Below are 26,227 nucleotides of genomic sequence, written 5' to 3'. Positions count from 1 at the left end.
TTTGTTTGTCAATTTATGATAGTATGATGATAAATATTGGAAATACAATCCATGTTTTACGTGCGTTCACGGCTAAGCTTTCGACACCTTAACCCTATGTGGCGTTATGCACAACTTCTTTAAGGTAGGAGGGTGAATGATGGTGGATAACTTTAGTGAATTTGAACGGCTATTGGCGCGTTATCAACTCGCATGGGAACAATGGGATTGGGCAGACACTTTACATCAAGAGCAAGCAAACGCCGAACTCACTGCGGCTGTGACGGCTCTTAATACGTATATACAAGAACAAAAAGGGCTAAAAGGGATTCCGACCCGCTCTCGTCATCATACAGTTCTCTATCCCCGATTTCGTCGTCATCAGGTCTCATAAAGTTCAAAGGCTTCTAAAATCGATGGTTTTCCAACAACATTAGCTTGAAATCACCCGTAGGCATCCTCCTTGACTTCGCGTATGATGTTTTGGGACATACTATGTCCGCATCTGTTTACTGCATTCATCTATGCGACAGTAGTATTAAAGGAGGATGCCTACACCGTAATGGTTTCTCAAGCAAATGACGACGTGACATATGTTAATCGAGATATAGCCCCAACAACTCCTGAGCAACGACAATGGTCACTCTATAATTATCTCAGCTTGTGGATTGGCATGGCACATAACATTCCGACCTATCTGATGGCTGGCGGATTCATTGTCCTGGGCCTTAATTGGTGGCAAGCGATTTTAACCGTCTTTATTGGTAACTTAATTGTTTTAATCCCCATTCTATTAAATGCCCATCCCGGGACCAAATATGGTATTCCTTTTCCGGTTTTGGCGCGAGCATCTTTTGGAGTTATAGGTGCAGGCATTCCGGCTGTGTTGAGAGCTTTGGTTGGCGCAGGATGGTTCGGAATAGAAACCGCCATTGGAGGACAAGCTATCCAAACGTTTCTCTTACTCATCGTTCCTCATTGGAATCACTTTTCTAACACAGGAACATTCCTGGGAATGAATTTGGGTGGATGGATTAGCTTTTTACTATTTTGGTTTCTTAACGTGTGGATTATTTATCACGGTATTCAGGCGGTTAAACGGTTTGAAACATGGGCAGGGCCTCTTGTGTTATTATTGGGTATCGGCCTATTAATTTGGGCTGTGTCGGCAGCTCATGGCTTTGGACCTTTGCTCAACGCAGCGGCAAAAGTTCACGGTGCGGCATTTTGGGCCGTTGAAATTCCTGCGTTAACCAGCGTCGTCGGATTTTGGGCCACTTTATCTCTTAACATTCCGGATTTTACCCGTTTTGCTAAGAGTCAAAAAGCTCAAGAATGGGGTCAGGCATTAGGACTCCCGTTAACCATGACCATATTTTCGGGCATTGGTGTTCTTGTCACCTCGGCGACGATTGTGGTGTTTCATCATGCCATTTCCGATCCCATTACCCTTTTAGGACATTTTCACAATGTAGTGATTTTGCTCATTTCATTGGGTGCTGTGGTCGTGGCAACGTTATCCGTGAATGTTGCGGCAAACATCGTATCACCTGCTTATGATTTCATTCAATTATTTCCTCGGCATTTGACATTTGCACGGGGCGGTCTTATCACCGGCATTTTGGGAATACTTATGGCTCCATGGCTACTCATCTCGAACCCGCATATTTATATTTTCACGTGGTTAAATGTGTATTCGGGATTTCTTGGACCGATTGCCGCTATTCTTATTGCAGATTATTGGGTGTTCCGCCACAGAAAACTTGATGTGAAGGAGCTTTATGAGAAGCGCAGTCAATATTTTTATGAAAGAGGATATAATCCTCGAGCGATTTGGGCTTTAGTTGCAGGCATTGTCGTTTCTCTGATTGGTAAGGTCGTACCGTCGTTGAGTTGGCTTTTTAATTATTCATGGTTTGTCGGATTTATCGTGGCCTTTATCGTTTACTTAATATTGATGTATAGTCATTATGGTTCGTCTATGACATCGAATTAAGCAGTTATCATGTGCGTGATCCCGCGACCATTGGTCGTGGGATTTTTATGTGAAATCCTTACTGATAGGTATGAAGACAAGCAAATTTGGACATGTTGAAAAGCGAGTATCACCTATAAATTTTGAGCAATTTGGCGCATGTGCTTAACATGTGCATATAAATAGCTCTATCCATCAGAATCGGCTTGTTTTGGTGATTTTTTAGGTATAGACAGTATGGCTGATGCGGTGTTATTATATCAAAGCTGTCCGACAGGGCAGCACGGCCACGAGGTCAAGACCTCGGGCAGTCGGTCCTTGAAAACTATATCGTCATGTTGAAGTGAAAGTTATCGAATCACGTCAGAAGACAGAAATGAGTCATGGAGAGTTTGATCCTGGCTCAGGACGAACGCTGGCGGCGTGCGTAATACATGCAAGTCGAGCGGACCTTCGGGTCAGCGGCGGACGGGTGAGGAACACGTGAGTGATCGGGCTGTGAGTGGGGGATATCGGGCCGAAAGGCGCGGCAATCCCGCATACGTTCCGGGGAACCGGAAGAAAGCTTGGCAACAGGCGCTCACAGGGGAGCTCGCGGCCCATTAGCTAGTTGGGGGGGTAATGGCCTCCCAAGGCGACGATGGGTAGCCGGCCTGAGAGGGTGAACGGCCACACTGGGACTGAGACACGGCCCAGACTCCTACGGGAGGCAGCAGTAGGGAATCTTCCACAATGGGCGCAAGCCTGATGGAGCAACGCCGCGTGAGTGAAGACGGCCTTCGGGTTGTAAAGCTCTGTCTGTCGGGACGAAGACCGGCCCGGAAGGGCCGGGGAGCCGGTACCGACGGAGGAAGCCCCTGCAAACTACGTGCCAGCAGCCGCGGTAAGACGTAGGGGGCAAGCGTTGTCCGGAATTACTGGGCGTAAAGGGCGTGTAGGCGGTGCGATACGTAGCGGTTTTAAGCCTCCGGCTCACCCGGAGGAGGGCGGCTAAACGGTCGCGCTAGAGGGCAGGAGAGGTGCGTGGAATTCCTGGTGGAGCGGTGAAATGCGTAGAGATCAGGAAGAACACCCGTGGCGAAGGCGGCGCACTGGCCTGGCCCTGACGCTGAGGCGCGACAGCGTGGGGAGCGAACGGGATTAGATACCCCGGTAGTCCACGCCGTAAACGATGGGTACTAGGTGTCGCCCGGGTCCACCGGGCGGTGCCGGAGCTAACGCACTAAGTACCCCGCCTGGGGAGTACGGCCGCAAGGTTGAAACTCAAAGGAATTGACGGGGGCCCGCACAAGCAGTGGAGCATGTGGTTTAATTCGACGCAACGCGCAGAACCTTACCAGGACTGGACACGCTCGTGAGCGCCGCGAAAGCGGCGGGCCCTTCGGGGAGCGAGCGCAGGTGCTGCATGGTTGTCGTCAGCTCGTGTCGTGAGATGTTGGGTTAAGTCCCGCAACGAGCGCAACCCTTGTCGTGTGTTGCCAGCGGTGCGGCCGGGCACTCACACGAGACTGCCGGTGACAAACCGGAGGAAGGTGGGGATGACGTCAAATCCGCATGGCCTTGATGTTCTGGGCTACACACGTGCTACAATGGTCCCGACAACGGGATGCGACGGCGCGAGCCGGAGCCAATCCTTCAAACGGGATCTCAGTTCGGATTGCAGGCTGCAACTCGCCTGCATGAAGCCGGAATTGCTAGTAATCGCCCATCAGCATGGGGCGGTGAATTCGTTCCCGGGCCTTGTACACACCGCCCGTCACACCACGAGAGTCGGCCACACCCGAAGCCGGGCGATCCAACCGCAGATGCGGAGGGTCCCGTCGACGGTGGGGTCGGTGATTGGGGTGAAGTCGTAACAAGGTAGCCGTATCGGAAGGTGCGGCTGGATCACCTCCTTTCTAGGGAGCTTCACATGACGATATGGTTTCCGAGGACCGACGGCGGCGCAGAGCGCCGCGGCCGGCGGACCTTGACAACTTTACAGGAGAAAGAGACAACCAGCACACGGGGGATGCCTCGGGTGCGGATGGGGCGAAGAAGGTCGTGGCACGCCACGAAAGGCCTCGGGGAGCGGCGTCGCACGCAACGATCCGAGGGTCACCGAATGGGGAAACCCCCAGACCGGCAGGTCTGGACGGTTCGCCACAGGGCGAAACCGAGTCCAAAGCGGGGAACTGAAACATCTCAGTACCTGCGTCGAGAAAGCGTCAGCGAATCCCGTAGTAGCGGCGAGCGAACCGGGACGAGTCCAAACGTTCGAGGCGTGACCGGACATACCGGCGCCTCGGGCGGGTTGCGGGCCTGTCTTGTCGGCGTATGTCGACCGACACCGGCTCTGCGCCGTCGATCCGAAGCTGTTGGAATGCAGCGCCCTAGCGGGTGAGAGCCCCGTCGGAGCAGACGCGCGCAGACCGGGACAGGTTCCAGAGTACCACGGTCCTCGTGGAAGACCGTGGGAAGCCGGGCGGCCCACCGCCCAAGACTCCCGACCATCCGTCACCGATAGCGCAGAGTACCGTGAGGGAACGGTGAAAAGCCCCCCGGGAGGGGAGTGAAAGAGATCCTGAAACCGTGTGCTGTCAAGCCGTCAGAGTGGGGTTCGCCTCATGATGGCGTGCCTATTGAAGAATGAACCGGCGAGTGACCGGCAGGCCGCGAGGTTAACGACCGGGAGGTCGGGAGCCGGAGCGCAAGCGAGTCTGAAGAGGGCGGCCAGTGGCCGCCGGTCGACCCGAAACCGTGTGATCTAGCCGGCGCCAGGCTGCAATCCCCTTAAGCCGGGATGAAGGGCCGCACCCGTGTCCGTTGAAAAGGGCTGGGACGAGCGGCGGCTAGGGGTGAAATGCCAATCGAACACGGAGATAGCTGGTTCTCCCCGAAATCGCTTGAGGGCGAGCCTCCCCGACCAATACCGACGGGGTAGCGCTCTGTGAATGGAAGGGGTCCGTGAAGGATTACTGCCTGTTCGCAAACGACAAAGTCGTCGGTAGGCGGGAGAGAGTCAGACGTTGGGGGATAAGCTCCAAGGTCAAAAGGGTAAGAGCCCAGATCGTCCGCTAAGGTCCCCAAATGACCACTGAGTGGCAAAGGTCGTCGCGTGATCGAGACAGCCAGGAGGTTGGCTTAGAAGCAGCCATCCTTGAAAGAGTGCGTAATAGCTCACTGGTCGCAGTCGCGCGGCGCCGAGAATGTGCGGGGCTAAGTGGTCTACCGAAGCGGCGAATCGGCCTCCTTAGGAGGCCGGTGGTAGGGGAGCGTCCGCCGGGGGCGAAGCGTGCGGGGAACCGTGCGTGGACCGCGGCGGAGTGCGAATGCCGGTATGAGTAGCGAAAAGGCCCGTGAGAATCGGGCCCGCCGAAAGCCGCAGGGTTCCGGAGGCAGGATCGTCCGCTCCGGGTTAGTCGGGCCTAAGGCGAGGCCGTTGAGGCGTAGTCGATGGAGACACGGTGGAGATTCCGTGACCAGCCGATCACGGCGAAGGGAGCAGGACGTGGTCCGCGGGGGTCTGCGCCCCGTTGGTCGTGGGCGTCCCGCAAGGGGGACGGAACCGCAAGTACGGAAGAGAGCTCGGCGGACCACCGAGAAAAGTGCAACTGGAGTGATCGGGTGTCCGTACCCGAAACCGACACAGGTAGGCGAGGCGAGGAGCCTCAGGCGCGCGAGTGACCTCTCGTTAAGGAACTCGGCAAATTACCCCCGTAACTTCGGGAGAAGGGGGCCCGGCCGCAGCCGCGGCCGGGGGCACTACAGCGGCCCAAGCGACTGTTTACCAAAAACACAGGTCCCTGCGAAGTCGTAAGACGCCGTATAGGGGCTGACGCCTGCCCGGTGCTGGAAGGTTAAGGTGAGGGGTGCAAGCTCCGACCCGAAGCCCCAGTCAACGGCGGCCGTAACTATAACGGTCCTAAGGTAGCGAAATTCCTTGTCGGGTAAGTTCCGACCCGCACGAAAGGCGTAACGACTTGGGCACTGTCTCAACGAGAGACTCGGTGAAATTGCAAGTCCTGTGAAGATGCAGGATACTTACGACTGGACAGAAAGACCCCGTGGAGCTTTACTGTAGCCTGCCATGGAACGCGCGCGACGTGTGTACAGGATAGGTGGGAGGCGGAGAAGCCGCCGCGTTAGCGGCGGGGGAGCCATCCTTGGGATACCACCCTCACGGCGTGCACGATCTAACCGCCGCCGGCACCCGGCGCGGGACAGTGGCAGGGGGGCAGTTTGACTGGGGCGGTCGCCTCCTAAAGCGTAACGGAGGCGCCCCATGGTTCCCTCAGCACGGTTGGACAGCGTGCAGGGCGTGCAAAGGCACAAGGGAGCTTGACTGCGAGCGTGACAACGCGAGCAGAGCCGAAAGGCGGGCTTAGTGATCCGGTGGCACCGCGTGGCAGGGCCATCGCGCAACGGATAAAAGCTACCCCGGGGATAACAGGCTGATCTTCCCCAAGAGTCCATATCGACGGGAAGGTTTGGCACCTCGATGTCGGCTCATCGCATCCTGGGGCTGAAGTCGGTCCCAAGGGTTTGGCTGTTCGCCAATTAAAGCGGTACGTGAGCTGGGTTCAGAACGTCGTGAGACAGTTCGGTCCCTCTCCGTCGTAAGCGGTGGATACTTGAGGGGCGCGACTCCTAGTACGAGAGGACCGGAGTGGACGAACCGCTGGTGTGCCCAGTTGTGTTGCCCAATGCAGCGCTGGGAAGCTAGGTTCGGAGCGGAGAAGCGCTGACCGCATCTAAGCGCGAAACCGACCCCAAGATGAGGTATCCGAGGCGGCCTATGGGCCGCCACGAGACCCCCACACGACCAGTGGGTAGATAGGTGGTCCGTGGACACCCGGTAACGGGCGGAGCGAGACCATACTAATCGGTCGAGATCTTTCTCCTGTGAAGTTGTGAGGGTCTGGTGAGTCCTCCTTAGTTTGTCGGTGCTTAGGTCGCGTGTGTTGACCCGTTCCCATCTCGCACACGGTCGTCCCCCACGCGGCCGCTGGTGGTACTGGATCCGTCGGGATCTGGGAGGCCCAGTGGTGCCGACAGTTGATTTAAACCCGCTGAATACAAATCAGCGGGTTTTTGTGTTGAATGCTCGTCATTCGTTGCTTGAAACCCGCATGGTATCAGGGATAGCAGATTTTCTCAAGGCCACCTCACCTGACAAAATAGCCCACGGGCCGCAGAACGGGCCGCAGGAAATTTAGGTGTGAACGGCGAGACGCATGCAGTACTCTAACGCGGCAGCGGCATACTGATCATAATCCAGACAATCCGCTCGTAAGGCCATCAGGTGGCCGAACAGCGCATTGGTTGTCGGATCTTGCGATTGTGCTATATCAGGAATTTCGCCAACGGCCACGAGGAAAGGGGCTAGAAACAATGCCGTGGCCCGGGCCACAAGGCGTCCCGTTGCGGCCCGTAAAATGGCCCATTGGACCGGTGCCGGCACGTCATCGAGAAATTCCCATGGGTTCTTGTCGGCATCAACGGCTCCATACGGCCCAAATGTGAAAAACAGCAAGTCCGTCACCCGTCCTTCGTCTTCGACAAGGCTCCAGGCATCGCGCCACGCGGCCATTCCGTTCGCATTATCCAGGGATTTGTACTGCGCTCCCCATAGGTTTGTCCACTGTTGGATCGCCTCGGTTAGACTGGTGTCACTATAGTGTCGGCATTTGCGGATCACCGCTCCCATCGCTTTCCGGTTATAACTTAGGTCTATGCCTCGGCGTAACTGGTGCTTGGATTGAGAGCACTGCACCCAGGGCCGTTCGCAAAACACGAGTGTGTCGGAACCCGCGATGTACTGAATAACCCACACTGGCACATGGAGAACGCGGGCAGCTACTGTGATGTTATCCTCTGTCATGGCCCGCCCCTGTTCAAAGGCGTTCCAGCGGGGGATAGACCAGCCCAGGGCTTGCGCGGCCTGCTTGGGGGTCATGTCCATAGATTCCCGGCTCACCCGAATAAAATCGGAGAAGTGGGGGAGTTGGGGCATGTCATCCACTCCTTTTGTCATGAAAAGAATATTCAAGGCTACAAAAAAATAGCGTCGTGCTGACGCTATTTTGACGTGTCGTGTTCAAACTGGGCAAGACATTCTGTACTGGTCTATTGAGCCTTATGACGTAGCTTGGCTAACACATCCTGCAAGCGTTGGGCGTCGTGTCCGTCGTGTTGCGGGATAAATCGGGCGCTAATCGCCATAGAAACCTGACTCAAATCCGGAACCTCGCTGTAGTCGATAGCTAGATGCGTCAAACCCCTAACGGTTTTTTTCATAGCGATTCCCCCTTGCGAGAAAGAGGAATAGCGCCACAAGACGCTATTCCTACTTTGTCTTATATGAAGTGTTAAGGATTGTCACGCCATCTGCAATGGTCAAACAGATTTTGCGCGCTGTGCTCAAACCGACAAAGAAGACATATCACCATAGGACGACGCTATTTCTCGTAACGGTTTAACCTGTGGGGTCTTCAGGCTCTAAAGGTTCGCGGCCCGAAAGCCTGAAAATCCAAAGCCCCCGATTCGTCAAGCTGAACCGGTCCCGTCCGAGTGTATCCCACTCGGACGGTTTGATGGTCAAATCTCAAGCCCTTTTTATTCTATCGGATGACACGTCGTGTGGCAAGACTGGGGTTTTCGGCTTGGGGATAGACTATGGTTGATTCAATAGCTGCTCGGGTGTTAAGAAAACCGAAACCTCATTCTCCGTACGACTCAGACCGGACAACACTCCCACTATCTTATCTCCTTCATTTTCTTCCGCTAGCAACAAATCGTTATATTCGTGTAATTGTTTAATCGAAGGAAAATCAATCCGAATGCCGTGTGTGATATAAATCAGCCAATCAACAATTTCTCCATCATTGGCTTCATCCCACAACCACCATGCAGCTTTAATGGCGCTGTCTATCCCCGGTTTTTCTGACCAAAATTTTTTGCATTCTGGCTTTTCCCAAAAAGTATTGACGATCTTTAGTGCGAGATCTTTCATGGGTGATCGGTACAGGTAAAATAAATCCCAATACACGTGTTCCTGCTCACTCGGTGTTTCTCCGACAAACTTTCTAAGCTCCTGACCAATGTTTTTGGGGGGCCGCCGATGACCGTTTTCAATGGACCATAGAGAACTACTGGGTATATAGACCTTTCGTGCAAGATCTGGGGCAGATATTCCTGCGTTTTTTCGGGCTTGGCGCAATTTATAGCCCCAAAGCCTATTTTTGAGGTCTGACATTGGCAGCACTCTCCTTTCTATCTCTGTAACTTTCACAGCATTATCTTATCACGAATCTATACACACAAAAGAAAAATAGAAGTGATGTTGAAAAAAGTACTTGCACACCTGAAGTTACGTGGTAATATAAATACATACAAATGATGTATAGTAAAGGAGGATAATACATGGCCAAACAATTTTATACTCCTGAAGAAGTTTCAAAGATTTTGAAGGTAAGTCGCAACTTTATTTACAAACTCATACGACGGGGGGAAATCCCTACAATCCGCATTGGCGACTTGCATCGTATTCCTTCGGATTTCATTGATCAACTGGTGGGGGGAATTACCAATGAACATTGATTTGAAAGCTTTGGTTGATCAAACCGTGGAAAAATATGGGAGAAATTTTTTATCGATGACCGGGCAAACGTATCACCACAGATGGATGTTTGCCTAATTTTGGATCGCGATTCAGAAGAATTTTTCTTTGATGTGATAAGAAAAGATGAATTTTACGCAAATTTACCCGAAAACCTGAAAATTTTTGGACGAGGAGATGTCGCTCCGCACGATTTGCTCACGTGGACCGAAGATCCCGATGACCTAGAACCCACCGAGGAAGAGCAAGATTGGCTGTGGAATCAGTGGGTAGATGAATTTATCGAAAATTTTGAGTGGTTGTATTAACGTGTCAAACCCCCAGCGGTTGTGTCCCCAACCGCTGGGCTCCAGCTCTACCCCCATTCCGTCAAAAGACAAGGAGGCATTAACATGATACCCGCATTGCAGCTGCTAAAGCAACCTCAAGAAGTTCCCTGGAACCCTCAAATTGCAGATGAAATGCTCCATCTTACCCTTCTGAGTATTGGAACAAAATGCCAGCCGTGGCCTCGCGGATTGATATCCACAACCAAAATTTGCTATCCAAACCTCGCCCAAAAGTTGGAATATGCCCAAAACAATGTTGATTCCGCTTATCGGAACCAAAACCTCAAAGAGCTTGCAATCGCTTGCGGAGATTGGTTTCGTGCATGTCAACAGATACAGAAGGGGGTGAGGTAGCCAATGGAAAAGGAAAAATGGACGCTACCTCCTCACGATGATTGGGATTATTTTGCAAAAACTTCACCACCACCAATCGATTGGGTAATCAAGGGATTGAAACCAGGAAACGTTGGCATAATCAGCGCACCGGGCGGCACGGGGAAAAGTATGTTCTGCTTATCAATTGCCCAAGCTGTAAACTCTGGTAAGGAACTGTTTGGCGTTTGGCCCGTGGGCGGCCCTGGGGATGTTGTTTACCTTTATGGCGACGACGATCCACAGGATATGCACAACAGAGTGTACCACTTACATCAATTATCTAATTGTTCGTCAACGCTATCGCACCACCACACTTACTCGTTTTGCGTAAAAGACAACCCCCCGCGGTTTATGGTATCCCATAAACTTGATTCGGATTCTTTCCTGCTTTCACCAAACTCCGACGCAGTACAATCGATCAAAAACCGTATTTTGTTGGAACTCAATTTGCATCCTCGCTTGCTGATTTTTGATCCCCTCAACAAGTTCCACGCACTAGAAGAAAATTCCAATAATGAAATGGAACAGTTGCTTACATTTTTTGGTAGGTTTGCTTCAGAACTCGGTGCAGCCATCATTCTATTGCACCACACCGGAAAATCTGCGGTGCTCAACGGGCAGCATAGTCAACAGAGCGCAAGAGGAGCCAGTGCGATCATTGATCAAGCCAGGTGGCATATCACCTTGAGGAAATTTTCGGATGACGATGCAGCGCGTTACAACGTGCCGTCAAACGACGCATGGAAATATCTGGTAGCTCACAACGCAAAAATCAACGGAGCCGAACCACTTCCTGATTTGGTGTTGGAGAGGGGGCCAGGTGGTGTGCTGGTGAGAGCTAACTTGACCCCTGCCTTAAAAGTGGTGCATAGAAAGGGGACGAAACGGGGTGAAATTTGATGAAGTCTTATAGGTTGACACACGCACGACACGATCCAGTACATTGTTTAGCCCCCGGACTCTTTCGCAGTCTGAGGCGAGGGGAACGCAAGAAAGCTAAGCTTGACGTTATCTATAAGTTTGGGGACGAACGACTAATTGAGTTTAGTGGACCTGAACCGTTGGGAGCAGACGATTTGCGCGTTTTACAAGGTCTGGTGGCCCTTGGAGGTCCAAATGGCGTACTACTGCATCCCGAACCCAAAACAGAATCCGGTAAACAACTTCGCTTATCTCTCGAACCAAAATGGGATGCCATAGAACAAGATGCCATCGTCGTTAAAAGCAGTTACTACACTCTTGCCAAAGAAATTGGTTACGCGAATCCCAGAGACACTCGACCAATTCGGGAATGCATCGAGAGACTTTGGAAAATATCCATAATCGTCAAAAACGGCTCCAACCGGCAAGGATTCCGACTCCTGTCAGACTACGCAAGTGACGAACAGGAGGGGCGATTGTTCGTTGCCCTCAATCCATTGATAGCCCAAGCGATTATCGGGGGAAAAAATCGGCAATTTGTTCGGATCGAAATGGATGAGGTTCGGTCACTTCATACTGACCCCGCGAGGTTGATTCATCAGAGGCTCTGCGCATGGATTGATCCGGGCAAGCAGGGAAAGACGGAGATCGACACGCTTTGCGAGTACGTAAGGCCACGGCGAGACGATGACTCCTCAGAGGCCATCAAAAAGCGGCGGCAGACCGTCCGCAGGGCGTTGACTGAACTCGTCGCCGTCGGATGGGCAGTGCATGAATACGCACGCGGGAAGTTTGAAATACGCCGTCCGAAAGCTAAAATTTCGCAGTAAAGTTCACGTTTTCATTCCCGATCCTTCACGTTTTCTTTCCCGATCCTTCACGTTTTCTTTCCCCTGCTAAAACTCCGAAATCCAGATGCGTCGAGGGTTCTAGGGCCGTCTCAGATTCCCGTCCAAGAATATCCAAGAATCTCCATGAAAGCCACAGACCGTCTTAAAAGCGGTCTGTGGCTTTCAATTTACCAACACAGCAGGGGAAGAAAAAATTTTTTCCTTCCCTGCTGATAGTTTGTTCATCTTTTGTTTAATAATCGGCATTGGCCCAATAATTGATCCCGTCGTGTCGCCTCGCCAGGCTGGCGTGTTTTGATTTGATTATCCTTCCAATGCCGCTTCGACCTAAAAAATCCCAATATATGTCTCCCTGCTGTTTTAACATTTTATGAGCATGTTATGGTTACGGCGTTTGGAAACTGGCTTTCGTTAATAGATGTTGGAATATTACTGATATCGTTAGGAAAGTTTTGTTGAATAGCTTGCATTAAGATCTGGTCAGCTGCTGTAATCCAACACCATTCATTAGACCACGGCCGAGGATTTAATGTTATTTCGACGGTATGGCTTCCAGCACTGCCTTCGAAGGTCCATGCGACTTTTTGATTGCCTAAATATTTGCCCGTTAGTTTGCCTGTTGCTCCGACAGTCATATTTTTTGCCCCCTCTCTTCTTCAATGTTTCATTTTTCTGTATCTCTTTCTCCTAATATCGTCCTTTTGAGCCATTTTTGCAAACTCTGTGTGCTAGGTGTGATTGTATGCGCTACGTGATATTAAACGATATTATATGCAAACAAAAGCTATCTTGCGAAATGATTTTGTAGCGTTTTATAATCAGGTTAGAACATTGAAAATCGAACTTGACAAAGTCACAAATTAAAAAATAAATCCCTGGCGGCCAGCCCCTCCCTCATTGGGGTTGCAGTCGCGGGTAGCAAAGTAAGGGGGGAGTATCATGAAAACTTCGTCATTAGTCTCTTTCCGACGCTTGAATTATTTAGAACAAGTGCGTCTCATCCAAAAAGCGTGGTCGTCAGACGGCGCGGATGGAATAGAAGGTTTGGGCCTGCTCCTCGGCATATCGCCGCACAATTTGGCAGCGATGGCCGGCTTGACCGCGAATTATGCACGCGCTGTCAACCGACGTTTGGTTCGCGAGAAAAGGCGACGCAGGCAACCCATCCCCAAAGGGTTTCGGAGCGAATTGCGCAAACTCGCACATCGGGAAGCTCGGGGATGGTAACTGATTCGCGAACTGTGTTAGTTAAAAGCCGTCTTTTGACGGCTTTTGTTTTTCATTGTTCGAGGAGGTCGTTATGGACGACAAAACAGAAAGACAAGGCCGCAAAGCCGGCAAAAAGCGGGTGTTCCGGTTTGCGCTGTATTTAACTGCGCCCGAGGAGGATTTGGTTCGGCAAACCGCCGAACGCGAGCACGTTTCGGTTAGCGCGTTCGTCCGGACCGTCGTCCTGCAGTATTGCGAAGGGAGTGAAAAATAATGTCCTATATCGCTATCGACGTTGGCCACGGATACACCAAAACGCTATCGGATACCAATCGCACCATGTTCCCGTCCCTCATTGCTCCCGCTCCCGCTATGGTGGAGCTAGGAAGCAACGACCGGCTACCCATTACCCGTATTAACGACACCGATTATCTGGTCGGCAATGCCGCTCGGTTGTACGCGGTCCCCCGGTGGAGCCGCGACAAAGCCTCGGATCCGGAAACCCTCGCGATGCTTTTGGTGGCAGCCGCCGACCATGGTGCGTCCGGCCCAGTCCATTTGGCCACCGGGCTTCCCCTAAGTTGGTACGGCCCGGGCCGTGAAAAGTTCCAGCGGGCTTTAGAAGGCTTTGGTGGCACTGTTACGCTGCCCAATGGCACAACACACCGGCTCTGGTTTGAAAGTGTGCTGGTGCTGCCTCAAGGGGCCGCCGCTGCCATCCCGATTTTTGCCAAGATGCCCATGCCCGCCGATGAACAATGGCTGATTACGGATGTTGGTTATCGTACGACAGATTATTTGGTCGTAAATCGGCTACCCAGTGGGAGCATCCAGCCCCGGCCAGATTTGGCCGGGAGCCTAGAAATTGGGATGCACGATGTAGCTGTTGCCATTGCTCAGCATTTGCGCGGCGCGGAGGGAATTGACGTGGAAGAATCCGAAATTGAGGGCCGTGCGGAACTGATAATAGGCGGACAGCGTATGGATCTGGTGCCCACACGCCAAACAGCGCAAGCGCGGTTAGCTGGGCAGTTGGCTGAGTCCATTAAGGCCCGGCTGGGGCGGGCTTTTGATCGCTTAGCCGGCATTGTGGTCTGTGGTGGGGGGGCCGAGCCCGTGGGCAATCATTTCAGGGAACGGGTTGCCCCGATGACTGTAGTAATCCCTGATGAGCCGCAATGGGCCAATGCACAAGGTTTTCTCGCGGCGTTACACGCGAGTTTGCATACATAATGCAAAAGGCTATGGCCTGCAAAAAGCATTATGTATGAAAGGCTGTGGGTCTAAAGGGTTGAAAGGGGTGCGGTATATGCTATTTCAGTTTCATACAGGAAAAGCCGACAAAGATTTAGAAACCGCTTTGAAAGCCGTGCCCCCCCGCTGCCGATCTGCCTTCATTCGCCAAGCCCTCCGGTGGTATCTGCTGCCAGGCGGCGGGCAAGAGGTGCTCCAGAAGTTGGAGGCCATTGAGAGCCTATTACAGAATCACCGCCCTGCCTCCCCTGCTGATTTCTCTAAGCCGTCCCGAACTCCCGCTGCTCAGCAAGAGCAAGAGAAGGCCAACGCCGCCGCGATTTTGGCAGCCTTTGGGGGCGAAGGCGGCCCCAAAGACAGCATGGCCTAACGGCCCCAATAAATGGTAACGCGGGGCAAGTCCCCGCATTACCGCGCACACTATGCACCTTTGGTGCAAAAAAAGGCATTGCAGCAGGATGCGACAATCCTTGCGCCGCAAGGCTTGCCCTGCATCACATATCGCATTACAGATCCGCTTATTTTTGTCTCGAATCCGTAGGTTTTGCACTGCAAATTTTTCTGGACGTTATGAGGGATTTGTGGCTTGGCGGCGAATAATGAAAGTCAAGTGACACAAAGATCCGATTCTTTTGGGATATACAGAAGGGAGGAAAAAAATGGATGAGCAGGTAACTTTGCGACTCCCGCGCTTGCTCGCGGATCGCATTGATCGATATGCCGAGGAGCGCAAGCTCACACGATCCGATGCTATGCGTGCGCTCCTGGTTAGTGGATTAGATCGGGAAGGCCTCCATGAGATGATTCAATCCCTCCTCAATGAGGCCATCCAGAAGTTGACGCATAAGGTGAGCGATCAGGTGGCGCAAACCGTGCTGGTGGCCGCGGGCCGCTCGCCGGAGGATGCCGCCGCCGTCGTGAGAAAGGTGGTGCAACCATGATCAGAGCGTTAGCAGTCCGGCTAGCGATCACATTACTCGTGGGACGCTTGGTGGATATCTGGGCATTGCATGTGCTGGCGGAGAACGGTGCCCCGGCCGCGTGGATTCAGGCGGTGATTCGCTGATGGTGGGGTCGCAGTTGGCTTAGCGGTTGTGGTGATCTGGGATTTTATCTTGATCGTCTTACTTGTTGCTAGATCTACCAGATCCGGAAAATCCGTTTCTGGTGACAGTCATCGCAAACACAGGAAGGGGATAGGCACATGTTAACCATATCCAAAATCAAAAATGGCGGCGCCGCTGCCAAATATTTTGAAGGTCAAACGAAGCGGGATCGCGAGATTGATCCCGCCACCGGCGCGGTCCGGTATTTTGCGGACAGCGGTGAACCGCCCGGGCAATGGATCGGGGCGAGAGCAAAGGCACTGGGGCGGCAAGCTGGCGATATTGTGAAGGCTGGTGAGTTGCAAGATCTTCTCGCGGGCCAGTGGCACGGAAAACCCCTAGGCCAAGCGCAAAAGCAAAAGCCGCATGCAGCGGGCTGGGATCTCACATTCTCAGCACCGAAAAGTGTTTCTGTAGTTTGGGCGACGGCCGATGCGGAATTGCGGCAGGCCCTAGAAGAGGCCCACAAACAAGCGGTTGCCAAAGCCTTTGAATATTTATCGCACAATGCGGGTTTCACGCGGCGCGGGAAAGGCGGCACCCGCAAAGAGCGGGTTGAGCTGATAGCGGCCGAATACGAGCACGCGACCAGCCGCGCCGGTGATCCTCACTTGCATTCCCATGTGCTCGTAGCGAACATGGCCCAACGCGACGACGGCACGTGGGGCACCATTGAGTCTCACCCGCTCTATGAGCAGCGATTGGTTGCGGGCATGTTATACCAATCAGAATTCGCACGTCAATTGGCGGAGTTAGGCTTTCACGTGGTCCGCGGGCGGGGGCGGGGGGACACCTTTCGGATTGAGGGCGTGCCCAAGGCTTTGCAGGAAGAATGGAGTAAGCGGCATCAGCAGATGGAGCAACACGGGGCGACGGGCCAATCCAAGGCGGCGGAAAAGGCATGGCGCAAGGACCGGCCGGACAAAGGGCGCATAAATCGGGATGAATTATTCCAGCGCTGGCAGTACGAGGCGCAAACCCACGGATGGGATGCTGATCACAATTATGATCTGATGAATCATCATCCCACGCGGCCGGAAAAGGCTGCACGGCAGTTATGGAATGAATGGCCGCGCTTGCGTGAAAAGTTGACTCGCAAGGAGGCTACCTTTCAGACCCAAGATCTCATCCTATCTCTGGGGCAGGCGGCTTATGGCAAATTGGGCGCGGATCAGGTGTTGCAGATGGCCGAAGCTATTGTGAGCGATCCGAATGCCCACGGCATTGTCCGGTTGGCGGCTGACGGCGCGTGGACAACGGCCGAACACCTCCAGCGGGAGCGCCAAATGATGGCCCACATCACCCAGATGGCGCAGGCGAAAGATGGAGCCGCGGACGCGGATCACGTCGCGCTAGCTATAGCCGAGACCGAGCAAAAGCACGGCTTTACCCTGAGCGGCGAGCAACGAGCGGCGATAGCCGCGTTAACGGGCGCGTCAAACGTTGCCACATTGCGCGGCGCAGCGGGGACCGGTAAAACCACGATTCTGCAAGCGGTGCGGATGGCTTACGAATCATCGGGGTATCGCGTGATGGGGGCGGCGATAGCCAACGAGGCCGCCGAGAATATGCAGCAGGAAGCGGGAATCGAGAGTGTGAGCGTCGCCAAGATATTGTATCAGTTAGGCGGCCCCAAGGAAAAAGGCGAAGCCTTGGGAAGAATGGCCTATGACGCATATCGGGAGCAAACGCCAGATGGCGAAAATGTACCAGAGTGGGATGAATTATCAGCAGGGGAGAAAGCCCGATGGTTACAAGCCCCGCTTCGCTCCCCTGCTGAATCTCCCTTGCTTGATTCTCGCACGGTGCTTGTGATCGATGAGGCGGCAATGGTCGACACGGATCAGATGGCCCGCTTGGTCGCTCATGCTGCCCAAGCGGGGACAAAGATTATTTTTACCGGCGATGAAAAGCAAATCCAAAGTATAGGCGCAGGCGGGGGCTTTGCGGCTGCCCGGCAGATGACCCAAACGGTGGGAGCGGACGCCCAGCTCACACAGGTTTTTCGCCAAAAGCAAGATTGGCAGCGGGAGGCGGGGATCGCGGTATCCGAAGGAAAAGCGGCTCAAGCGCTCGAAGAGTATGCGCGGCACGGACAGCTCTCGTGGCACGCGGATGAAGCGGCCACGGCCCGGGCGATTATCGATCAATGGTGGATGGATCGCGTGCAGCACGGCGGATCGCAGCTGATGATCACAGCCACCAACAAGCATACGGCCATGTTGGCGCGAACAGCACAACAACGGTTACGGGATGAGGGGGTTTTAGGTCCCTTGGTGCTGGCGCATTATCGCAATAAACGGGGTGTGAAAGAGCTGTATCAAGGCGATCAGATTCGCTTTCGGAAGGGCGATAAGCAGATTGGCGTGATTAACGGGAATATCGGGGAAGTGATTGGCATGGATGATCGGGGCCGGTTGCGGGTGCGTCTTGTCAACGCAGATAAAGTCGTGACGTTTAATCCGCAAAAATACCGCACTTTTGAACTGGCTTATGCTTCCACGGCTCACAAAGGACAGGGTAAGACGGTGGATCGAGCGTATTACTGGATTTCTCCACGTGACAAGCGGGGGATTGGGTATGTCTCGTTTAGCCGCCAACGTGAGGACATGCACGCTTATGCCTCAATATCTGAGTTTGCTGGCGCGGAGTTAGGCGATTTGGCACGAAGATTGCAAATATCCGATCAGAAAGCGTTGGCTCTGGATAAGCTGAACAATGAACTGAACCCCGAGCATTAACCTGTTCATCAGTGGATAGTCCATTCGAGCCATTTTTAGAAATTTTTGATACTAGGTGTGCTAGGGGTAATACAAGATATTGTATGTGATAGGTGAACATGTCATATATGTTGTGTTTACCGCCTGCAAGATTTAATATCTTGGTGTAGCGTAAATCCTTGGCGGCCAGCCGGTGCGGTTGCAGTCGCGGGTAGCAAAGAAAGGGGGGGCGTATGCTCAATTTTGGCTATTCCTTTATGTAATGGAGGATTTGTCTCTTTTCTGCAACGTTGTGTCATAACGCCCGCTCGAAAAAGCGGGCGTTTTTATTGATCAAGACAACGAGGAGTGATTTTTGTGAAATTGCGTACCGCAGGATTCTTGATGGGTGCTATAGGGGTACTATTGGCTGGTGGTAGCGCGTTGGCAGCGAGTCTCCCGCCCGGTCAAACCCTCCAGGAACAATTGTCATATCAAAATCCGTGGTGGGGTGGCCTGCCGCCGACGGCCGCGGTGCAAGCGGTGCCCACGACCATTTGGAAGCAATTGCCGCTCGTGGATCGGCAAGCCATCACGAACTTTGGCGGCGGCACCCCTTGGCAGCCCGTGCAAAATGCCCAGGGGATTTGGAATCCATTCGACATGGGGGCCGATCCCGGGGTGATTGTGCCCACCGTGAACCAGCACCAGCCTTTGGGCTTCCTGTTTGAGAATGCCAACGGGCACATGATTTTCGGGGAAGTGCCCTACAAAGATGTTGAGGTGATGAACCTCGGATCACGTGGATATTACGAATTCATGAGTCCCTGGGCGGTGCGACACATTTTTGGGGAGCACTATACCACCACGCCCATGTTCACCAATGTGCTCGTGTTCACGATACCGCCCACAGGCCACATTGGCAGTGGGCCACAGCTCTACGCTTATTCGCAGCTTGGTTTTCCATTTAGCAATCCTCAATAAGGAAGGGATAAACCTATGAATCAAGTGAAAGTTAGCCCCCGCCTGCAAAAGGCGGGGCTAATTGGCATTATCGCGCTGGGGGCCGCATGGCTCGGAACGGCGGGGTGGTTTGGGCATCGTGCGATCACACAGCCTAAGACCGTGGCCGCGCCTGTGTTGCCGGCAAAACCCGCTGATATTTCGTATAATTTTGGCCCAGGCACATCTGTAGCCAAGGTACCGCTGATCGTCATGTGGCAATCGAATGCCCGCCTCCCCATGATTCGCTTTATTCCTGCTCACGATACCCGCATGTTGGCCGATCCCTGCGGTATTGGGCACACGGCCACCACGTGCAGCCTGGAATATGTACCCAACACGAATCCCATTTATCAACTGCTATCAGCTCCCAAGGGCAAGGCCGTGGTGGTTTCGGTGATTCCCATTGCCCCGATGCGCGAATTGGTCAGGTAGGAGGGATAACAATGTTTGATGCACTGTACGCTGCCTTGGGGGTGGATTACTTTTCCAGTCCGCCCAAAGCGATTGACCACGGGGTTTATTCGGTCTCTCGAAGTCCTTTGGGCGAGGCAATCGATCACCTCATAGATCAAGCCTCACGGCGGCTCTACGATGCCGGATGGGTGCTGCTTTTCGGAAAAGATCCCGGCCTGCGGCTATGGCATCACGAAGCCTCCCACGAAATCGTGGGATTTGATGCCAAATCGGGTTCCGTGCGGGGATGGGACTTTCACGAGGTGCCCCAGCACGAAATCACGTTTTTTAAGGCCAACCAGCTCCAGCGGTTTGAGCGGAAACCGGGGGAATCGTTTGATGACTATTGGGCGCGTTTTAAGCAAGAGCATCTCTTCAATCGCGAAAACCCGTATGAGTACCCCGTCAAAAAACAAAAACAGCAGGGGCGAGAGCGATGACAAACGTGGACACCATCACCGAATTGCGGCGCGTGCCGCTGAGCGACGTGATCAAGGCATTATGGCCCGATGCGGAAATCACAGAAAAAAGCGCACGGTATATGCAATATCGCACACCTTTGGGTAAAGTGAACATTATCAAAAATCCCGGTCAATCCGATGGCTTTTCGTGGAAAACCGGACCGTCGGCGGATTGGCCGGGGCAAAAGGTCGGAGCGATCAATTTTTTGCTATCAGCCGGAGTAGTCCACGATATTCGAGAAGCTACCGCATGGTTGCAATCCCAATCTCTTTCCGCTACGGCCCTTAATCCTTCTGAACCACAACCCACCAATGAGGCGAAGCGGTTCAAGCCGCCACCTCGAATCCGCGATCATTTGGTGGAACGCCGCAACGTAACCGAATATTTGCACCATCACCGAGGGATAAGCCCCTCGGTGATTGATTTTGCGATGCGGCACGGAGATTTGTACGCAGGCTTTGGCGATTGGTATGGCGGCTATGTGGTATTCCCTATGCGTGATGCTAACGGCCATATGACTGGTGCGATCATGCGCTGGATGCGGGATGAGCCGCCCACAAAGTTTGGGGGTCAAAATGGCCCGATGGTGCCAGGTACGCAAACCGATAAAGGGTGGTGGTCTCTCGGCTCCGGCCCGCTCGGGGTGGTGGTGGAAGCTCCGATTGATGCCTTATCTATCGCCTCCGTGCTTCCCGATCAGTGGGATCACCTCATCACGCTATTAGCCAGCGGCGGATCGGCCGATATTCCGCTGGTAGCTTTTGAGCGCATTACCCATGTGCTGGGAGCTCAGGATGCGGATGGGGCAGGCGAACGACAGTTCAACCGATTAGCCGGGCGCCTAAAAGATAAACCAACAGGCCGCCTGAAACCTCCTCAGGGCAAGGATTGGAACGAGTGCTGGCAAACAGATCCCGACCGTATGCGGGATTTGTGGCAGCACGTGCTGAATCGCTGGCAGCATCATCAAACAGAAGGGAGGACAAAAGATGTTGATCGTGAACGATAAGCCGATCATTCGCAGCAAGCGGTTTGACCGGATGTATCAACGGTTGCCTGCCGTCGCGCAAGCTGCTATCGACCGCGCGATTCATTTGCATTTTTGCCGACGGATTCCCACTCGGGCCGCCCCGCTGCAAACGCATGCGGGCCTCTGGGAGTTACGGGCTGGACCGTGGCGTGTAACCTTTAAGCCCATGCCGGACGGCATTATCTTACGGGCATGCGGCCCGCATGACCGCACGTTGGCGAGGCCCTAGTCATGCAGTGGCCAACGGAACAGGAATTGGCGAATGCGGCCCGCGATTACGGCATTCAAAATCGGTTTCTTGCGCGGAAGATTGCGCGGGAGGCGTTGGAAGAGGCCACACGCATTGCCACACTGGCCGCCTTTAACATTTTGCGTCAGCTGATTAACAGTCAACAAGATAAAGGGGGATGAGAACGTGAACCGCAAAGAGATTGATGAGGTATTAAGTTGGCTAAACGCGGAACAAGAGGCCACTGAGAAGCAGTGGCTCCATGATCGCCTGGGGCTGCGGCTGTGGGTGATGAATCGGGTGCTGCTGGTCCTGATCGGCTTTGCGTGGTTTTGGCTCTGGGTCTTCAGTGCACTCCCGCCCGCCCTCATTGCGCATATTGTTGTCCCGATGCCAGCCGCGGGCTGGTATGGGCTGATCGCCTCCGCGACCTTTTGGGTGGTCTTCCCACGCCGGTGGCCGCCCTTGCGTCGTGTGGTGTGCAGCGCGGGCGGCTGGCTCAAGCAGCTCGGGCTGTTTTGGGCGGCCGGTCCGTTGGGTCTGTCTGTTCCTGATCGCTGGCGCTTTGCTCGCGAGGCCGTGCGGATAGAGCCGTATAAGCCGTATTGCCGCCCAAAGCCTCAACGGCCCCGGCAACAAGAGGCCGAAACATTGAACACGCTTTATACCCGTGATAACCAAGGGGGGCCGCCCCATGCCCGCTGATTCGCACGGGAGCGCCGAGTGGGGCAATCCCGCCGAATGGGCGGAAGTGCTGCGGCAGCCGCCCACGGCCCTCTTGTGTGGGGCTTTCGCGTTTGCGGACGTGGGCTGGCGGCCCGTGCGAATGCCCACCTGGCCCACGGGCCACAATGTCTTGGTGCTGGGTCCGCCCCGGAGCGGCAAAGGCGCCCGCTTCTTTATGCCGAATTTATTGGCGGCTCCCGCCAATCCGTACCCGCCGAACATTATCGTGATGGATCCGAAGAGTGAATTCCTCGCCACCACGTGGTGGTATTTTCAGCAACACGGTTACGACGTGTTCAATATTGATTTCACCAATCCCGCCCAAAGTACCGCGTTTGAACCCTTATTTTTTAGCGGCGGGCGGGAAGCGCTGACCGACGCGGACATTGAAACGCTGTCTTTGGCGATGGTGCCGCGGACCCCCGAAAAAGAGCCCTTTTGGCAAAACATGACGCGAACGATTTGTCAAGTGGCGATTGGCGCGGCTGCGCAGGCTCCCGATGCGGATGAATTCTCGAGTCGCGGACCGAGTTTACTGGATGTCATGGCGATTGTGGGGCATCTGTTGCGGGATCGGGCCATTCAGCAGGCCGTCGCGAAGCGGCTGGCCGACAATGGCTGGCTGGCGGCGTCTTGGGCCATGATTGCGAATATTGCCAAGTCCGAAGGAAATTTAGCCAACAATGTGTCCGCAGATCTGTTAGCCCGTCTGGCCCCGCTGATGCGCCGCGAGATTCTGCAAGTGGCGGCGGGCTACCACGAAACCATTCCCGCCCCGGAGTGGGATCTGCTCTTGCGTCACGCCAGGCGGCCGTGGATCATCTATATCGCCGCGTCTCCGGCCGCGTACCCGCCCATTCGCCTCGCCCTCTCGTCCCTGCTGTTAGTGTTACGCCGCATTCAAGCGTCGGAAAATCATTTGCAACGCCCCTTGTGGCTATTGCTAGATGAATTCGCGAACATCGGCCAGATGCCCGAGATGGTGGAGGCCGCGACGATTTTGCCGGGCTTAGGCGTATCCCTGGTCATGGGGTTACAAGCCGTAGGGCAATTGGAGCATCTCTATGGCAAAGGGGATGCGGACGCCTTATTGGATGCCGCGCATTTATGGCTCGCTTTTCCGGGCTTAGGGCCAGAATCCGCTAAGCGGGTATCCGACCGCGCCGGCCAAACCACGGTGTACACGCAGTCGTTTGGGACCTCATCGAGCGGCGGTCAAGGCGGTAGCGGTTCCTCCCACAATCTCTCAGCGTCAGGCCGCAGCTTGATCCTGCCGGATGAAGTCTCGCGGCTCGGCAAGGATCAAGTGCTGGCGCATAAGAGCGGCTATAATGCGGTGATCCTCCGCAGCGTCGCCTATTACGAGCAGATTGATCCGGCGTGGCAGCATGCGGCGCGGATCGCCCATCCTGATGATCCGTTGATTGCGCTGTCGCTAGCCGATTGGCGGGATGCTCTCCAGCAGGCGGGCTGTACTTTGCGCCCGCCGCCTGCGAATCTGAAGGCCCACGCCTTGCGGGTGTTGGGGGCGGCGGAACCGGACAAGCCAGCAAACCCAGACCAAGACCAAGGGCAAGCATCCCCATCCATCGATGATCTCGATAAATTATTTCAGCAGGGAAGAAAGGAGGCATCACAATGATTCCCATACAGGCCACTGTGATCCGGCGGCGCACCTGTCCCCGGGTGCGAGGGTGGCGGGCCCGGGTGGTTCCGATGACTTGGTGGCGGATTCATGCCGTTGTGGAACGCGCCCGGACCGATCCGGACAGTGCCACGTGGTTGTGGCACCACGACCGGGACGGCGTGATGTTCGAGGCCCGACGGGTCTGGGATGCCAGCATGAGCCACACGGATTGGATGCAAGAAGCGGCCATGGCGTGGTGGATTGCGGTGCAAGCCTTTCGCCCCGGCCGGGGCGCCCCCTGGTTCAGTTTTTGGCGCACGACGGTGCGCCGCCGATTGGCCTCCCGTCTTAAAGCCGTCCATCGGCACAAACATCTCGTCCTCTCCCAAGCCTGGTCCTTGCAGGCTCCGATCACGCCGGATGCGGATGATCGGACCACGTGGGAAGACTGGGCGGCGGACCCGCGCGCGACGGATCCGGTGGCATGGCTCGTCGAGCAGGAAACCTGGCAGGAACGGTGGATGCAATGGGCGGATGCGTTGACGCCGCGTGAGTGGACGGTTTGGCTCGGCTGGGTGCATCGCCGCTCTTATGCGGCGATCGCCGCGGACATGGGATTATCTGTCAAATCCGTCGATAATGCGTTGCAACGGGCTTTGCGCAAAATTCGGGCGGTCGAACGAGGCCGGGACATTGGATAAGGCAGACCCAGACCAAGACCAAGAGCAAGCATCCCCATCCATCAATGATCTCGATAAATTATTTCAGCAGGGAAGAAAGGAGCCATCAGAATGATTCCCATACATGCCACTGTGTGTCAGACGGCCACGGTCTGTTGTGTGCCGTCTATCCACCTCCCGACATGGCTTATCGGACTTCTCTGGGTCCTGGCCGTGCTGGGCCTTATCGCGGATTTGCTTTTAGCCGATATTGATCGCCGTGTGGCTCGGAAGGAGGCGCACCCCGATGATCCCCGCGATTAGCCTCACTCCGGCTATCATTATGCCCGGCAAGGCACCCGTGCCGCTGGCCATCACGGAGCACGGGTTTTCCCAACCGGTGCGGTATACCGTCCAATGGGATCTGATTGTCCAGGGCCGTTGGCAGCCGGTGGCGCACGTGGGCTATCGGGTGGTGCCCTCTACGTTCCAGCTCGGTCCCCAGCATCCCACCGAGAGGGTGGTGTTGCAGACGCAATCGCCACGTTTCGCGTCCGTTGAACTCCGGTTTGTGCCCACTCCCAGTCATGGGCAGGCGCCCCTGGCGACACAATTAGCGATTGCGGCCCCGGTGCTTGCTCCGAATGGGGCTGATCCGGCGCAAGGCACTTGCACCTGGGCCAAGGCGCCCCCGTGGATTGTGTGGGGTTTTGGCCCACCCCCTCCGATCACGGTTCGGCTAAAGGCGGCCCGACGAGGCTGGTGGTTGCCTACCGTCCATCTTGCTGTCAACGGACACCCGCAGCATGCCATCGCGTTGAATGCGCCCATCTTGCCCGGGCAAACGTATGCCCTCCATTTGACGTTACCCGCTGTGCTCCCACCCGGTTGGGATACCGTGACCATTCAGGCGGGGACTCATACGATCACCCGCCATGTCCTCTCGGTGCCCGGGCCGGCGTTGGTGACCTTTGCGGGCCTCTATGCCACGTTAGACCTCTTGCGTCGGCTGGTGACCAGGCGGCGCAAGACACCCCAGAAACCTCAAATGCCACAAATCCGAAGGGGGAGACACCATGTCTAAATTTGCATTGATTCCCGCCCTTTTGGCAGCTGGTCTGATGACCGGTGCCCAAGCCGCCCAAGCGGCCAGCATTCCGCTCACGGCTACCGTGAACTCTCCAACCCTCACGCTGAGCATCGCGTATGGCTCTGGCGTGATTTCGCAAACCAGCACGCCGCCCACCACCGACAGTAGTTTGTCGGGGCTGACCTTTCCGGCCGTCAATCCGAGTTCCAGCACCCAAACGGTCACAGCGTCGGACTACGTGGTGCAGCATGCCACCGCGACCAATCTCACGGGTCCCACGGCTTGGACGCTCGCCTGGTCATCGGCCGGCCTCGTCAATACGGCCAATACGGCCGACACCATCGCCCCAAGTGATATTTCGGTGGATACGGCCTTTGGGGGACACAACGCCGAATGGACAGGCAATTCCACAAGTGGGACATCCACTTACATGATGGGATTGGGGAGTCAGACGAACGGGAGCGTTAGCAGCACGGCAACAAACTGGGACACCGGCGGCACGATGGAGCTGGATGACGGCAGCGGGACGACCAGCATTATTGCCGATCAGCCCACCCTGACCATTCCCGCCAATACGCCCCCCGGCACGTATTCCGGCGCCATAACCGCCACCGCCAGCCTGCAATAGGGATCGGCGTCAATCATCAA

At 54.8% G+C, this 26,227-nt stretch carries 30 protein-coding genes and 3 rRNA genes; 29 read left to right on the top strand and 4 right to left on the bottom strand.

Annotated elements, in window-relative coordinates; translation table 11 throughout:
- Nucleotides 1-136 precede the first annotated feature (136 nt).
- The 6 genes from B8987_RS15830 to B8987_RS19740 all read left to right on the top strand — a co-directional run bounded on the left by B8987_RS15830 (nt 137) and on the right by B8987_RS19740 (nt 7,152).
- A complete protein-coding gene (locus tag B8987_RS15830) occupies nt 137-373 on the top strand; it encodes a hypothetical protein (RefSeq protein ID WP_139793572.1) in 237 nt (78 codons plus the stop codon).
- 168 nt (nt 374-541) lie between these two features.
- Nucleotides 542-1,975 carry an NCS1 family nucleobase:cation symporter-1 gene (locus B8987_RS15825; protein WP_084661696.1) on the top strand — a complete coding sequence of 478 codons (1,434 nt, stop codon included), beginning with the start codon at nt 542-544 and terminating at the stop codon, nt 1,973-1,975.
- A 359-nt stretch (nt 1,976-2,334) separates the two neighbouring features.
- Nucleotides 2,335-3,852, top strand: a 16S ribosomal RNA gene (locus B8987_RS15820).
- An 86-nt stretch (nt 3,853-3,938) separates the two neighbouring features.
- Nucleotides 3,939-6,838, top strand: a 23S ribosomal RNA gene (locus B8987_RS15815).
- Between the two features lie 37 nt (nt 6,839-6,875).
- Nucleotides 6,876-6,990 (top strand): 5S ribosomal RNA (gene rrf, locus B8987_RS20275).
- Together the 16S, 23S and 5S rRNA genes form the textbook arrangement of a ribosomal RNA operon.
- Entirely contained in the window at nt 6,982-7,152 is a 171-nt protein-coding gene (locus tag B8987_RS19740) for a hypothetical protein (RefSeq protein ID WP_157782310.1), read from the top strand. Before rrf ends, B8987_RS19740 begins: the two co-directional genes overlap by 9 nt.
- On the opposite strand, the gene B8987_RS15810 is transcribed toward B8987_RS19740, so the two are convergent.
- The 3 genes from B8987_RS15810 to B8987_RS15805 form a co-directional block, all read right to left on the bottom strand.
- Nucleotides 7,149-7,949, bottom strand: a complete 801-nt coding sequence (locus tag B8987_RS15810) for a helix-turn-helix domain-containing protein (protein ID WP_020373539.1) — start codon at nt 7,947-7,949, stop codon at nt 7,149-7,151. The two genes, B8987_RS19740 and B8987_RS15810, sit on opposite strands and share 4 nt — an antisense overlap.
- Before the next feature lie 113 nt (nt 7,950-8,062).
- A complete protein-coding gene (locus tag B8987_RS19735; protein WP_020373538.1) occupies nt 8,063-8,233 on the bottom strand; it encodes a hypothetical protein in 171 nt (56 codons plus the stop codon).
- A 376-nt stretch (nt 8,234-8,609) separates the two neighbouring features.
- Nucleotides 8,610-9,227, bottom strand: a complete 618-nt coding sequence (locus B8987_RS15805) for a helix-turn-helix domain-containing protein (protein ID WP_139793571.1) — start codon at nt 9,225-9,227, stop codon at nt 8,610-8,612.
- 131 nt (nt 9,228-9,358) lie between these two features.
- Here B8987_RS15805 and B8987_RS15800 point away from each other — a divergent pair, with 131 nt between their 5' ends.
- The 4 genes from B8987_RS15800 to repC all read left to right on the top strand — a co-directional run bounded on the left by B8987_RS15800 (nt 9,359) and on the right by repC (nt 12,009).
- On the top strand, nt 9,359-9,535 hold the full coding sequence (locus B8987_RS15800) for a helix-turn-helix domain-containing protein (protein WP_020373536.1): 177 nt from the start codon (nt 9,359-9,361) through the stop codon (nt 9,533-9,535).
- Between the two features lie 99 nt (nt 9,536-9,634).
- Entirely contained in the window at nt 9,635-9,862 is a 228-nt protein-coding gene (locus B8987_RS15795) for a hypothetical protein (RefSeq protein WP_020373534.1), read from the top strand.
- A gap of 378 nt (nt 9,863-10,240) precedes the next feature.
- Nucleotides 10,241-11,158, top strand: a complete 918-nt coding sequence (locus tag B8987_RS15785) for an AAA family ATPase (RefSeq protein WP_020373532.1) — start codon at nt 10,241-10,243, stop codon at nt 11,156-11,158.
- Nucleotides 11,158-12,009, top strand: a complete 852-nt coding sequence (repC, locus tag B8987_RS15780; protein WP_020373531.1) for a replication protein C, IncQ-type — start codon at nt 11,158-11,160, stop codon at nt 12,007-12,009. Before B8987_RS15785 ends, repC begins: the two co-directional genes overlap by 1 nt.
- A gap of 389 nt (nt 12,010-12,398) precedes the next feature.
- On the opposite strand, the gene B8987_RS15775 is transcribed toward repC, so the two are convergent.
- On the bottom strand, nt 12,399-12,665 hold the full coding sequence (locus B8987_RS15775) for a hypothetical protein (RefSeq protein WP_020373530.1): 267 nt from the start codon (nt 12,663-12,665) through the stop codon (nt 12,399-12,401).
- 304 nt (nt 12,666-12,969) lie between these two features.
- Between B8987_RS15775 and B8987_RS15770 the strand changes: the two genes are divergently transcribed.
- The 19 genes from B8987_RS15770 (at nt 12,970) to B8987_RS15685 (ending at nt 26,207) form a co-directional block, all read left to right on the top strand.
- Nucleotides 12,970-13,257, top strand: a complete 288-nt coding sequence (locus B8987_RS15770) for a hypothetical protein (protein WP_020373529.1) — start codon at nt 12,970-12,972, stop codon at nt 13,255-13,257.
- Nucleotides 13,258-13,330: 73 nt separating this feature from the next.
- Complete coding sequence (locus B8987_RS15765) at nt 13,331-13,513, top strand: hypothetical protein (RefSeq protein WP_020373528.1); 183 nt, start codon at nt 13,331-13,333, stop codon at nt 13,511-13,513.
- The gene (locus tag B8987_RS15760) at nt 13,513-14,472 is read left to right on the top strand and encodes a ParM/StbA family protein (protein ID WP_020373527.1); all 960 of its coding nucleotides are present in this window, start codon (nt 13,513-13,515) and stop codon (nt 14,470-14,472) included. Before B8987_RS15765 ends, B8987_RS15760 begins: the two co-directional genes overlap by 1 nt.
- Nucleotides 14,473-14,548: 76 nt before the next feature.
- A complete protein-coding gene (locus B8987_RS15755; protein WP_020373526.1) occupies nt 14,549-14,863 on the top strand; it encodes a hypothetical protein in 315 nt (104 codons plus the stop codon).
- Between the two features lie 289 nt (nt 14,864-15,152).
- Nucleotides 15,153-15,434, top strand: a complete 282-nt coding sequence (locus B8987_RS15750; protein ID WP_020373524.1) for a ribbon-helix-helix protein, CopG family — start codon at nt 15,153-15,155, stop codon at nt 15,432-15,434.
- Complete coding sequence (locus B8987_RS20155; RefSeq protein WP_020373523.1) at nt 15,431-15,559, top strand: hypothetical protein; 129 nt, start codon at nt 15,431-15,433, stop codon at nt 15,557-15,559. The genes B8987_RS15750 and B8987_RS20155 overlap by 4 nt, the downstream gene beginning before the upstream one ends.
- A gap of 138 nt (nt 15,560-15,697) precedes the next feature.
- The gene (mobF, locus tag B8987_RS15745) at nt 15,698-18,340 is read left to right on the top strand and encodes a MobF family relaxase (RefSeq protein ID WP_020373522.1); all 2,643 of its coding nucleotides are present in this window, start codon (nt 15,698-15,700) and stop codon (nt 18,338-18,340) included.
- 336 nt (nt 18,341-18,676) lie between these two features.
- Complete coding sequence (locus B8987_RS15740; RefSeq protein WP_020373521.1) at nt 18,677-19,282, top strand: hypothetical protein; 606 nt, start codon at nt 18,677-18,679, stop codon at nt 19,280-19,282.
- 15 nt (nt 19,283-19,297) lie between these two features.
- On the top strand, nt 19,298-19,735 hold the full coding sequence (locus B8987_RS15735; RefSeq protein ID WP_020373520.1) for a hypothetical protein: 438 nt from the start codon (nt 19,298-19,300) through the stop codon (nt 19,733-19,735).
- Nucleotides 19,736-19,746: 11 nt separating this feature from the next.
- Nucleotides 19,747-20,196, top strand: a complete 450-nt coding sequence (locus B8987_RS15730; protein ID WP_020373519.1) for a hypothetical protein — start codon at nt 19,747-19,749, stop codon at nt 20,194-20,196.
- The gene (locus B8987_RS15725) at nt 20,193-21,227 is read left to right on the top strand and encodes a toprim domain-containing protein (RefSeq protein ID WP_020373518.1); all 1,035 of its coding nucleotides are present in this window, start codon (nt 20,193-20,195) and stop codon (nt 21,225-21,227) included. The genes B8987_RS15730 and B8987_RS15725 overlap by 4 nt, the downstream gene beginning before the upstream one ends.
- Nucleotides 21,208-21,477 carry a hypothetical protein gene (locus tag B8987_RS15720; RefSeq protein ID WP_020373517.1) on the top strand — a complete coding sequence of 90 codons (270 nt, stop codon included), beginning with the start codon at nt 21,208-21,210 and terminating at the stop codon, nt 21,475-21,477. Before B8987_RS15725 ends, B8987_RS15720 begins: the two co-directional genes overlap by 20 nt.
- Nucleotides 21,478-21,479: 2 nt before the next feature.
- A complete protein-coding gene (locus tag B8987_RS15715; protein ID WP_020373516.1) occupies nt 21,480-21,659 on the top strand; it encodes a hypothetical protein in 180 nt (59 codons plus the stop codon).
- A 4-nt stretch (nt 21,660-21,663) separates the two neighbouring features.
- Nucleotides 21,664-22,182: a hypothetical protein gene (locus B8987_RS15710; protein ID WP_020373515.1), complete on the top strand. Its 519-nt coding sequence runs from the start codon at nt 21,664-21,666 to the stop codon at nt 22,180-22,182.
- Entirely contained in the window at nt 22,172-23,845 is a 1,674-nt protein-coding gene (locus tag B8987_RS15705) for a type IV secretory system conjugative DNA transfer family protein (protein WP_020373514.1), read from the top strand. Before B8987_RS15710 ends, B8987_RS15705 begins: the two co-directional genes overlap by 11 nt.
- Entirely contained in the window at nt 23,842-24,531 is a 690-nt protein-coding gene (locus tag B8987_RS15700; protein ID WP_020373513.1) for a sigma factor-like helix-turn-helix DNA-binding protein, read from the top strand. The genes B8987_RS15705 and B8987_RS15700 overlap by 4 nt, the downstream gene beginning before the upstream one ends.
- Before the next feature lie 90 nt (nt 24,532-24,621).
- The gene (locus tag B8987_RS15695; protein ID WP_020373511.1) at nt 24,622-24,813 is read left to right on the top strand and encodes a hypothetical protein; all 192 of its coding nucleotides are present in this window, start codon (nt 24,622-24,624) and stop codon (nt 24,811-24,813) included.
- Complete coding sequence (locus tag B8987_RS15690) at nt 24,797-25,573, top strand: hypothetical protein (RefSeq protein WP_020373510.1); 777 nt, start codon at nt 24,797-24,799, stop codon at nt 25,571-25,573. Before B8987_RS15695 ends, B8987_RS15690 begins: the two co-directional genes overlap by 17 nt.
- Nucleotides 25,566-26,207 (top strand): hypothetical protein, encoded by a 642-nt coding sequence (locus B8987_RS15685; protein WP_020373509.1) that lies wholly within the window; start codon nt 25,566-25,568, stop codon nt 26,205-26,207. The genes B8987_RS15690 and B8987_RS15685 overlap by 8 nt, the downstream gene beginning before the upstream one ends.
- The last annotated feature ends 20 nt before the right edge of the window (nt 26,208-26,227 follow it).

This window comes from Sulfobacillus thermosulfidooxidans DSM 9293 (assembly GCF_900176145.1).
GTDB lineage: Bacteria > Bacillota > Sulfobacillia > Sulfobacillales > Sulfobacillaceae > Sulfobacillus > Sulfobacillus thermosulfidooxidans.
This window is presented reverse-complemented; position numbering and strand designations above follow the sequence as displayed.